The 12,065-nt window shown below is 38.0% G+C and carries 7 protein-coding genes; all 7 read right to left on the bottom strand.

Translation table 11 applies throughout. The features are described 5' to 3' along the window. Positions 1–12 precede the first annotated feature (12 nt). Positions 13–1,446: an alpha-amylase family glycosyl hydrolase gene (locus tag DVK85_RS07780; protein WP_114677904.1), complete on the bottom strand. Its 1,434-nt coding sequence runs from the start codon at positions 1,444–1,446 to the stop codon at positions 13–15. A 20-nt stretch (positions 1,447–1,466) separates the two neighbouring features. Further along, the gene (locus DVK85_RS07775; protein WP_114677903.1) at positions 1,467–3,119 is read right to left on the bottom strand and encodes an alpha-amylase family glycosyl hydrolase; all 1,653 of its coding nucleotides are present in this window, start codon (positions 3,117–3,119) and stop codon (positions 1,467–1,469) included. Next, on the bottom strand, positions 3,120–5,438 hold the full coding sequence (locus tag DVK85_RS07770; protein ID WP_114677902.1) for a glycoside hydrolase family 31 protein: 2,319 nt from the start codon (positions 5,436–5,438) through the stop codon (positions 3,120–3,122). Between the two features lie 4 nt (positions 5,439–5,442). Continuing rightward, a complete protein-coding gene (locus DVK85_RS07765) occupies positions 5,443–7,281 on the bottom strand; it encodes a glycoside hydrolase family 13 protein (protein WP_114677901.1) in 1,839 nt (612 codons plus the stop codon). A 99-nt stretch (positions 7,282–7,380) separates the two neighbouring features. Continuing rightward, positions 7,381–9,690 (bottom strand): glycoside hydrolase family 65 protein, encoded by a 2,310-nt coding sequence (locus DVK85_RS07760; RefSeq protein ID WP_114677900.1) that lies wholly within the window; start codon positions 9,688–9,690, stop codon positions 7,381–7,383. Between the two features lie 2 nt (positions 9,691–9,692). Continuing rightward, a complete protein-coding gene (gene pgmB / locus DVK85_RS07755) occupies positions 9,693–10,349 on the bottom strand; it encodes a beta-phosphoglucomutase (protein ID WP_114677899.1) in 657 nt (218 codons plus the stop codon). 9 nt (positions 10,350–10,358) lie between these two features. Next, positions 10,359–11,900 (bottom strand): MFS transporter, encoded by a 1,542-nt coding sequence (locus DVK85_RS07750; RefSeq protein WP_114677898.1) that lies wholly within the window; start codon positions 11,898–11,900, stop codon positions 10,359–10,361. Positions 11,901–12,065 lie beyond the last annotated feature (165 nt).

The raw sequence follows: 12,065 nt of genomic DNA, 5'->3' as shown, positions 1-12,065 counted from the left end.
GGTTGAGTAATATTATTCTGTTAGTATATAGTATTGCCAAGCTGCAAATTTATGCTCTTGACCTTTTTCAAAGGTTACTTTCTCTCCTGTCATGTAATTGGTAAAAGTCCCATTTACAGGCAAAGTAAAAGTTTTAGACGATTTAGAAAGGTTAGCTATATACCAAACCTTTTTACCGTCTTTTTCTCTTTCAATAGCAAATACATTTGCATCATCTGATGTTTTTATACGATTGTAAGCGGCGGCTTTTTTACCTCCATTAAGGGCAACATCATTGTTTTTAAGTTTACCTAGTTTTTCATATACACCATACATCTTTTTCTTCTCGGTCGGGATACTGTCCTTTTCAAAGAATTTAAGACGACGGTCTATGTCATACTCCTGCCCCGAATAAATAAGTGGCATTCCTGGCACCATATAAGTAAGTGCTGCAAAAGCCTCTGCACTTTCGCCCATTCTTTGTATAGCGCTATCATTCCATGCGTTTTCGTCATGGTTACTAGTAAAGTTCATCATAATATCTGTACCATCATACATACTGTCTTTCTTTACCATATAAGCATCAATGGCTGCAACCGTTTTATCTCCTTTGGCAATATCATTCATTACATGATGTAAATCCCAGCCATAACCCATATCAAATATTCCTTTAAAAAGGTAAGGCTTATTAGACTCCATTAGCATGAATAATGGCTTTTCTTCTTCAAGTTTTGGCACTGCATACTCCCAAAACTCTGTAGGTACGTTATCAGCCACATCACAACGGAAACCATCAATATTATGTTCTTTTACCCAAAAAAGAAGTTCGTTTTTCATTGGCTCATAAAGCTCTTTACTTGCGTAGTCTAAATGTGCAACATCTGTCCAGCCCCAGCTTTCTCCTGTTTCAGGATTTAAAGGGTCAGTAACTTCTCCTTTAGCATTTTTCTGATAATATTCAGGGTGCTCGGTAATCCATTTATGATCCCAACCTGTGTGGTTTGCAACCCAGTCTAGTATTACATACATACCGTTATCGTGCGCTGTTTTTACAAGATTATCAAAATCTTCCATAGACCCCATATCAGGGTTTACAGCGGTATAATCAGTAATAGCATAGTAACTACCCAAATATTTTTCTTTCTCTTTCGGGTCTTTAATATCTTCTATAGAAAGATCGCCTGTTGCTTTTCTTCTTTTCATAGAGATAGGATAAATAGGCATTACCCATATTACTTTTACCCCTAATTCTTTTAGCTGCGGAATATCTTTAGTAAATGCATTTAATGTCCCCTCTGGTGAGTAATGACGGATGTTAGCTTCATATATCACGCTGTTTTCCATCATCGGAGCCATCTCATCGGCTATTTCCGTTTGTGCTACCTCAGCAGCTTCTTGTTCTTTTTTATCATCCTTACAGCTAATAAAAGCCGTTAGCATTATCCCTAATAAAATTGTTTTTTTCATTGGTATTATTCTTACGTTTATTATTTCTCTTCTATTAATAGTATATCAAATGCTGTATCAAACTGCACCTTGCCATTCTCCACCTTTGTCGTTTTACCTGAATAAGCATCGCGTACTGCTGTACCATCAGCAAAAACATCGCCTACCGTAACAGTCTTTACTCCTTTAGGTAAATCAAGCCCCACTACTACGGCATCGCTATAATCTCCTTTTGCATAGGTTCGTTTAAAGACATAAGGCGACTCGCTTAACATTGTGTGTACACCTGCACCTACTGACGGGTGGTTTTTTCGGAATTTACCCAGCTTTTGCCAATGCGCTAAGAGTTCTTTTGTTTCGGGTTTGGTTGTGTCTTCCCAGTTCATAAAAGAGCGTAAGGTAGCATCGCCTTCCGTTCCTTGAATATCGAGTGACCTAGCGGTTTCATCGCCATAATATACCTGAGATATACCTGGTGTAAGTAATAGTATTGTACCCGCTTCGTATGTTTTGACTCTTTGTTTATCGAACGGAGCACCATCATCATGCGAGGTCATATAGTTTACTATCGTATTACCCCCAAAGTCATTATACAGTGTTTGTGAATATTGATTAAATATTTCTTCTTTAGATTTTTGTGCTGCATCCCATTTCATTTGAAAGTTTATCAATGCATTAAAACCATTGTCGTAATAGTTTACTTTCTTGTCGCCAAAATCAAAATATTGCCCTGTTGATATACCATAATTATATACCTCGCCTACGGTAAAAAATTCATTATCATCTAACACTTTTTCAGGGTTGTTTTTTTTCCAATCGGCAAAAGCAATAACACATTCCTTGCTAAAATCTGCCCAAACATCTTCGCCCAAATGCTTTACAGTATCGGCACGATACGCATCTACACCATAATCACGTACATAATCAGTCAACCATTTAATGATGTAATATTTTGGTGCTCTCGGGTAACCTGTACGATCAAAAAACGCATCAAGTTCTTTAACCTCTTGCTTGTAGCGCCCTTCTGCTTTCCATTTGTTTACCAGCATTTCGGGCAATGCTACTTCTTCATTGTTTTCTGTTCTTACATCTGGTAAATTTTTAACCAATGTGCAAGTTGTGGTGTTTTCATAATTGTTATACTGGCATTGTGGTCCAGTACGTACCCAGTCATTAGGATAAACAGCATCCATATCAGTTACTGGTCCTGTATGGTTTATTACTCCATCTAAAACTATTCTGATATCATGCTCGTGTGCTTTTTCTACCAGCTCTGCTAAGTCCTTTTGTGTACCAAAGTTTGGGTCGAGTGCTGTCCAGTCTTTTGCCCAGTATCCATGAAAAGCATAGGTATTGCCTGTGCCCTCATCGGTAGCATCATGTATTTGTTCTACTACAGGCGTAAACCAAATAGCATTGATGCCCAAATCGTCAAAATAGCCTTCGTCAATCTTTTGGATAATACCTTTTATATCTCCACCTTCAAAACCGCGTAATTCCCCCGTCTCTTTTGTTCTATTTAAAGTAATATCGTTACTTTCATCGCCATTATTAAAACGATCAGTCATTAAGAAATATAGGTTTGCTCCGCCCCATACAAAAGGTGTTTCGGCTTGCTGCACTTCTTTTTTATCAGAAGCACAGCCCGATAATAATGCTAGTACTGCCAGTGCAGGTATAATAAGTTTTTTCATTTATAATAACTTGTGTTTTATAGTTTGGAATCCTCCACTTTCTATTTCAACAGGAAACAACTTTACAGTTCCTCCATCATGAATATAAAAAGTCAATTTTCGCTTTATGGGTTCATAGTTTCTTCCTGCTTCCGAAGTCACATCAATAAACACCTGCCCTCTTCTAATTTTAGCATCGAAATGTAAAATTTCATACTGCCCTTTAGCATAAGCATCAGGGGTCGTTCCGTCATCATCATAAAAAATACGACTGCTTTCTTTTACGGTAGGGTCTAAATAATAATGTATTTCTAACGCCTGCCCTGTATAATCTTCGGTAGATTGCATTGCTTCTGCCGAGGTAACTATAAAACCCCCTCCTTTATAAAAATGAGGTATCTCGTTTTGTTTAATTGTTATACTCTGTGTTGTACCACCTTCATAATGTTGTTTTTCATTATACCAGCTATTACCTTTCGGGAAGTAAACCTCTCTTTGGGTTATACCTTGTTGCATTACGGGAGCTACTAGAATATCATCACCCCATAGGTATTCATTTGAAACAGCGTATAAATCTTTATTATCTGACTCATCAAAAAATACAGGACGCATTAATGGGTAACCTCTTTCGCTATTCTGGAAAGCTAGTGTGTAGTTATACGGCAACATTTTATAACGTAATTCTATGGCTTGCTTTGCTAATGCTTTTACTTCGGGTTTTCTAAACACAGGCTCGGCAGGTACAGCTTCTTGTGCATGGGGTCTAAATATCGGCTGATAAACACCGTACTGTAACCAGCGCACGTACAACTCATCATCAATATTATCGCCTGCAAAACCTCCTAAGTCAGAGTGCATATACCCCATACCTTGCATACCCATTTGTAGTGCTATTTCGGGTTGCGACTGCAAACCTCCCCAACTCCTGCCTACATCGCCGCTCCAAGGTATCATACCATAACGTTGCGAACCCGAATAGCCCGCACGCATAAGTATAAATGGTCGTTGGTTTGGGAAATCTTTTTTATATCCTTGTGTAATAAGGTTTGCCCAGTTGTGTCCATAAATATTATGTACCTCATCAGCACTGCCTCCTGCATGTTGCACATAGGATGGGTGTACTTCGGGTTCTCCCAAATCGCCCCACCATCCATCTACACCTCTATTAACTAAATCTTTATATATATTCCAAAACCAAGAACGTGCTTTTGGTTTCCATAAATCTATAATTCCTGTGTTTCCAAAATAAAACTCGTATGTATAAGGCTTGCCCATAGCATCGGTAGCCAATACATCATTCGCTACAGCTTCTTGCCAACGGTTACTGGTAGTAAGTACAAAAGGCTCTGTAATAAGTACTGTTTTCACATTTTGCCTTTTTAAACCTGCCATCATCCCTTCAGGAGTAGGAAAACTATCGCGCTCAAACATCAGGTTACCCATTGTGCCTTTCATTTCTTTACCAAACCAATATAGGTCGAGTACTACAGCATCTAAAGGGATTTGCTCTTCTCTAAACTTACTAACTACATCTCTTACTTCTTTCTCGGAATGATACCCGAAACGGCTGGCAAAATTACCGAACGTCCATCGTGCAGGCATAGGTTGCCTGCCTGTTAACATTGTATAGTTTTCAGTAAGGCTATACCAATTATCGGCAGCAATTACCTGATAGGTTTTGCGTCCGCTAATAGTTTCATACTCCAGCGTATTATCTTTTTTACTATCAAGGTCAAGCCAGCCAATAGGTGCATTATCAAAATGCACTGCATATATTTTTGATGACATTACAAGTGGCATAGTAAAGTTCATTAACTCTGACTTGTCGCCATAACCATAGTGTGCCTTGTTGTATAATTCTAAACGATTACCCCTACGATTCATACCTAAAGCACGTGCGCCACCACCGTATAGTGATTCATCTGTATCAAGATTAAATGTAATAGCCTCAGTACTGTCTTTCTTTACATAGCCCTGTTTTTCAGACAACAGTAATTTATCTTTATAATAATAGCTTATTTTAAACGGTTCGGTTTCTATAACCACCTCAACACCCTTTGTAGTGTAGGTTATTTTGGCTGCACTTTCTTTAAGCTTCACATCTGTTTTTTGCGGTAGTAAAATTACAGCATGTGACTGCGCTTTATAGTCTTGCTCTTTTGGTATAAAGGCAGTTTCGACTATGTTTTCAGAATAAGGGGTGATGATATACGTACCATCATTCATAGTCAACTCTAAACGGTCGTCAAAATGTTGCGTGCTTTGCAGCTTACGTGAAACGTTTTGAGCCGTTACTAGTGTAACCAGAAAAAGGAATAATATGCTAAAAGTATGTTTCATGTTTTTATTGTAATTCAAGTATTAAAACCGATTTAGGTTGCATCGTAATATCGTTAGCTATATCTATTGCTTTACCCCCCAATACATCCTTACCTTTTTTATACTTCTTTAGGTTTTCGGCAAAGCGAGCAGTACTTACTGTTTGTACTTCATTACTATTATTAAGTAACACCATAACCGACTCGTTATCATTATGACGGAAATAAACATATACATTATTTTGCGGTAAATAATGTGTGGTTTCACCCATATGGATTACCTCTTTACCTTTTCTCCAGTTGAATAGCTTTGCAGAGAAATCGAACCATTCTTTTTGCTGATTAGTACGCCCGCTTGTTGTAAAGGCATTGTTTGTATCGCCTTTCCATCCGCCTGGAAAATCCCTACGGATGTCGCCATCTCCTCCTTTTGCTTTATCGCCTGCCATACCTATTTCTGTACCGTAGTAGATCTGAGGTATGCCTCGAACGGTGGCTATAAGTGTCATTGCCATTTTATATTTATTGAAATCGTTTTTATAGATTTCGTTAAATCTCGCCGTGTCATGGTTTTCGGCAAATACTAAAATATTGTTGATATCAGGATATAAAAAATCATTAGTGAAATTGTCATACACTTTTTGCATACCAGAGTCCCAACTTGATTTATCTTCATTGAAAACATTACCTATAGCATCATGCAGAGTAAAGTCCATAACGCTTGGCAGGTAGGAATTATAGCTTTGTATTGCTGCTATTTTACTGTCTTTTTGCCAATATGCCATTTGCGCTTGGTCGTGCATCCATACTTCGCCTACTATATTAAAATGTGGATATTCATCCATAATGGCTTTTGTCCATTTTGCAATCCCCACTTTATCATTATACGAATAGGTATCTACACGAAAACCACCTAAATCGGCATACTCTATCCACCATATCGCATTCTGTGTAATATATTTTAAAACTAACGGATTACTTTGGTTTAAATCGGGCATTTCGCTTACAAACCAGCCATCCATACAGTACTTAGTATCTATTTTAGATGCATTTGGGTCAAACTGCGTAGTCATTCGGTAATTGCTCTGTGCATACCCCGGAAATTGGTGCACCCAGTCATAGCTTGGTAAATCTTTATACATCCAGTGCTCACTGCCCCAGTGATTCGTTACATAATCAAGTATTAACTTCATATCTCTTTTCTTCAACTCCTGAGAAAGGCGTACATAATCCTCGTTAGTGCCATAACGTGGATCTATTTTATACACATCCGTTTGGGCATAGCCATGATATGATCCTCTTGAATGATTATCCTCACAAAGTGGCGTACTCCATAATGCTGTTGCGCCAAGTTGTTCTATATAATCGAGATTATCAATAACCCCTTGAATGTCGCCCCCATGCCTTCCGAAAGGTTCATTTCGATTGGCTTTATCTTCCATTCCTTTCACATTATCATTATCAGGATTACCGTTAGCAAAACGGTCGGGCATTATCAGATATATAAGATCTGAAGAATCAAAACCTGCTCTTAAAGCAGAATCTTCTCTACGCTGTTTTAATGAATATTTGTGTGTAAATGCTACCTTGTTTTTGTTTCTAAATGTGAAAACAAAATCAGAGGCAGGAATATTTTTAGTGTCTATGGTAACGAAAACATAATTGGGGTTTTCAGTCTTTACCACATTATTTATAATAATATTATCCGATACTGTTGGGGTATATCGTGCTATGTCTTTACCATAGAATATTATTTGCAACTCTGGATTGTGCATATCGCTCCACCAAAAAGGCGGTTCTACACGGTCTATCTGTGCGAAAGCCGTTCCGCAAATAAAGAAAAGTAGATATAGTAATTTTTTCATTTCTTACTTATTTTCTGCAAGGCTTCTTTACCCTGTAGGTATTTACATAACTAAAAAAACCTACAAGGTCTTACAGACCTTGTAGGTTAAAAAATAAAATTAAACTGTAACCAATGCGTCGGGTTCTACCCGTACTTCTTTACCATTTACAAAAACAGTAAGCTGTTTGTCGCCCTCTAATGTAAACTTGGTTTCTGTTGCGTTTATGGATACTTTTAATATCTGATTTCTAAAATTAATCTTGAAAGAATACCCCTGCCATTGTTCTGGTATTCTTGGTTCGAAATGTAGCGTATCATTCTTAACACGCATTCCGCCAAAGCCTTCCACAATACTCATCCATGTTCCTGCCATACTAGTTATGTGCAAGCCTTCTTCTACTTCTTTGTTATAATCATCAAGGTCTAAGCGCGATGTCCTTAAATAGAACATATAAGCCTGTTCCATTCTACCTAATGTTGCAGCCTGTATAGAGTGTACACATGGCGAAAGTGATGATTCGTGTACCGTTAACGGTTCATAGAAATCGAAATGTTTTTCTAGTTGTTCTTTGTTAAAATCATCTTCAAAGAAGTAGAAACCTTGTAATACATCGGCTTGTTTTATGTATGGCGAGCGCAATATCCTGTCCCAACTCCATTTTTGGTTTATTGGTCGTTGGCTGCGGTCAAGTTCGCTTACCGGCACAAGCTCTTTATCTAAGAAACCATCTTGCTGCAAGTACACACCATGTTCTTCCGAATAGGGGAAATACATATTATCTGCTACCTTCTTCCATTGTTGTAATTCGGCATCATTCAGGTTTACTTTAGCCATTATACGGCTGTAATCTTCATTGTATTCTTCTTTTACCTTCGCTATTTGCTCTATAGTATAGTCAATACACCATTTCGCTATGTAGTTGGTATAAAAGTTATTGCTTATGTTATTTTCATACTCATTTGGTCCTGTAACACCAAGTATCATGTACTTGTTTTTGTGCGATGAGAATGTAGCTCTTTGTTGCCAAAAACGCGCTATACCAATAAGCACTTCAAGTCCTTTTTCGGGAATATAACTATAATCGCCCGTAAAACGGTAATAGTTATACACTGCAAAAGCAATAGCGCCGTTACGGTGAATTTCCTCAAAAGTTATTTCCCACTCGTTGTGGCATTCTTCGCCGTTCATGGTTACCATTGGGTAAAGTGCTGCGCCGTTGGTAAAACCTAATTTGACTGCATTTTCAATAGCTTTTTCTAAGTGTTCATAACGATAAGTAAGTAGGTTACGTGCCACTTGCTGGTCTTTAGTAGCCATATAGAAAGGAATACAATATGCCTCGGTGTCCCAATAGGTACTACCACCATACTTTTCGCCTGTAAATCCTTTAGGACCTATATTCAGCCTTGCATCTTTACCTAGGTAGGTTTGGTTCAATTGGAAAATATTAAAGCGAATACCTTGTTGCGCTTTTACATCGCCATCAATGGTAATATCTGCCATCTCCCATATTTTAGCCCATGCCTCTTTTTGCTCAGCTAGGAGTGCATCATAGCCTTTGGCTTGTGCTGCATCAATTACATTTTGTGCTGCCTCAACTAGTTTATCTGCTGTATGATTTAATGACACCGTATAACCACCTAACTTAACGATAGATGTTGCTTGCCCCTGTGCAGCATCTACACTATAGGTAAATTGTACTTTATCATCAGTAACTTTTACGTCTACAGGAGCTATATCTACATTATTACCTGCCTGCTGTAGGCTATTGTGCATATAGGTAGCTACATCAAAATGTGTTTTAAACGTTCTTGCTGTTACAAAAGCAGCATTATCGCTATGCTTTACAGCTACAGGTTGCCAAAACTTCTCTTCCCAGTTAGTATCTTCATTAGTAACACCTGCATCTACATAGGGGCTAAATGTTATTTTTGCAGCTCTATTTATTGGTGTTACATCATATTTTATTACACCCAGCTCATCTTCTTCAAGCGACAAAAATCGGGTAACGTTTACCGCTATAGCTGTACCGTTTTGCAATACCGCCTCAAAAGAACGGTTGTACCAACCTTCTTTCATATTAAGCTCACGCCTAAAATAGTTTACCTGCTCGCAAGTGTTTAGGTCAAGTGCTTCTCCGTTTATAGTAATATCTATACCTATCCAGTTAGGAGCATTCAATACTTTTGCAAAATACTCCGGGTAACCGTTTTTCCACCACCCTACTTTAGTTTTGTCTGGGTAGTAAATACCTGCAATGTAGCTGCCCTGAAAAGTATGTCCTGAATAACTTTCCTCAAAATTGGCACGTTGCCCCATGGCTCCGTTACCTATACTGAATAAACTTTCAGATGATTTTACTCTCTCTGCATCAAATCCTTCTTCTATTATGGACCAATTATCCGGTACTATATAATCCTGGTTCATTTTTATTTATTTACTAAGTTTTGTAAAAATGTAGTATCTATTTCTGTAAAATTGTTAAAGTTGTAATGGGCTTCGTGTAGTACGGCTTTTTCGCCTATACCTACACTTACCATTTGGGCAGCATTGGCTGCCTGTACTCCCGCCACCGAATCTTCAAATACAATAGCACCTTCTGAAGGCATATTGAGTTTTTTTGCAGCCTGTACAAAAACTTCGGGGTCGGGCTTTGCGTTGGTAACATCGTTACCATCTACTATAGCATCAAAGTAGCTGAGTATTTTTACTTTTTCGAGTATCGGTCTGGCATTTTTACTTGCCGAGCCTAATGCTATAGGTTGATTATTTTGTTTTAAATAGTGTAATACCTGCATCACACCATCCAGTATTTCGCTTTCATCCATCTTGTCGATGTACGTTAGGTAATCTTCATTTTTTTTCAGCAATAGGTTATCTTTTTCTTCTTGTGTGATGGTTATATTTCCTATTGCCAGTATAATTTCGAGCGAGCGTATGCGACTCACTCCTTTAAGTTGTTCGTTATGTTCGTGTGTAAAATCAATTCCCAATTGTGCTGCGATTTTTTGCCATGCCAAAAAGTGGTATTTGGCTGTATCGACTATCACACCGTCAAGATCGAATATGAATGCTTTCTTTTTCATTCTGTTTTTTTATTCTTTAATATCAATTTTCTTTTGTGTAGAGACTCCAAGAGTCAGTAAACCTGCAAGTATCATAGAGAAACCTCCTACTATAAGAGCGTAAACAGGTTCGCTGTCAAAAAACTCTGAAACTAAGAAGCCCAGTATTGTTCCTGCTACTATTTGCGGCAGTACCACAAAAAAGTTAAAGACTCCCATATAATATCCCATTTTAGCTGATGGTAAAGAGCCGGAAAGCATAGCATAAGGTATAGAAAGAATACTTGCCCAAGCTATACCTACGCCAACCATTGCCATTAACAAACCTGTGTTATCTGACACGAAGTAAATAGAAATTAACCCTAAACCACCGGCAATAAGCGCCAGCATGTGGGTAAATTTATTACTAGTGTGCTTAGCTAGTACTGGTAGTAAAAATGCTACCGCAGCAGCGACCCCGTTATAGACTGCAAACATTACATTAACCCAGTCGGCTGCATCATTATAAAGTTTTGAAGTAGTATCAGCAGTACCAAATACATGACCGGTAACCGCTTTTGTAGTATAAATCCACATTGAAAACAGAGCAAACCAGGAAAAAAACTGCACCCATGCTAACTGTTTCATTGTTTTGGGCATGTTAAGCAAATCTGTTATTATGATCGTGAAACCATTTCTTATACTTCTTTTACGAAGTTGTGAGACAATAGTAAACAGTAACCCTACAACCAATATTCCTACCGTAAGGATATATAGTTCTTTATGATCATTAGCATCACTGCGGGAGTTTATAGTATATACATAATAAGATCCGGCAGCGCCGAAAAGTGTAAATAACAAGCCGTATATCATTTGTTTTTTCTCAGATATACCTTTGGAAATTTCAGCTTTTTGCGGATTTGCTTGTAGTAATTTTGCTTGCTTTGCTTTTTCAAAGGCTTCCAATTCTTCCGGTGTGTATTCTTTGGATTTAAAAACAGTCCACAATACTGTAAGCAGAAAAACAATACCGCCTACATAAAAAGACCATTTTACTGATGGTGGTATTATTCCTTCGGGAGCAGTATTCGCTATACCGAACCAATTGGTAAATACATAAGGGAGCGCAGAGCCTACAACAGCACCTGTACCAATAAAGAAACTTTGCATGGAAAAGCCGAGAGTTCGTTGTCTGTCAGGCAAATTATCACCTACAAACGCACGAAAAGGCTCCATAGAAATATTAATAGATGAATCCATTATCCAAAGCGTACCTATCGCTATCCATAGGGTAGGCGAGTTAGGCATCATGAAGAGTGCAATTGCAGAGAGGATAGCTCCTACAAGAAAATAAGGTCGCCTGCGTCCGAGTTTAGTCCAAGTTCTGTCGCTGAAATAACCCACTATGGGCTGTACAATTAAACCTGTTAAAGGTGCAGCTAACCAATAAAGACCAATCTTATCCACATCGGCTCCAAGGGTATCGAATATTCTGGACGTATTGGCATTTTGCAAGGCAAAACCAAACTGTATCCCCAAGAAACCGAAACTCATGTTCCAGATTTCCCAGAAACCTAATTTACGCTTTTCCATTATCGTAATTTAATGATTTATAATACGATAAGCGTGTTATGGCTTATCAAAGACTTATTGTGTGAAGTGAAGTTATAAGCTTTGATAATATTGACAAATATATAGTTTTTTTGTTCTTACAACATTTTTATTATAAAAAAAATTCCGACACAATGGTCGGAATTA

The sequence above is a fragment of the Flavobacterium arcticum genome, assembly GCF_003344925.1.
Classification (GTDB): Bacteria; Bacteroidota; Bacteroidia; order Flavobacteriales; family Flavobacteriaceae; genus Flavobacterium; species Flavobacterium arcticum.
Note: the sequence above shows the minus strand (reverse complement) of the source record. Positions and strands in the feature narration are given on the sequence as shown.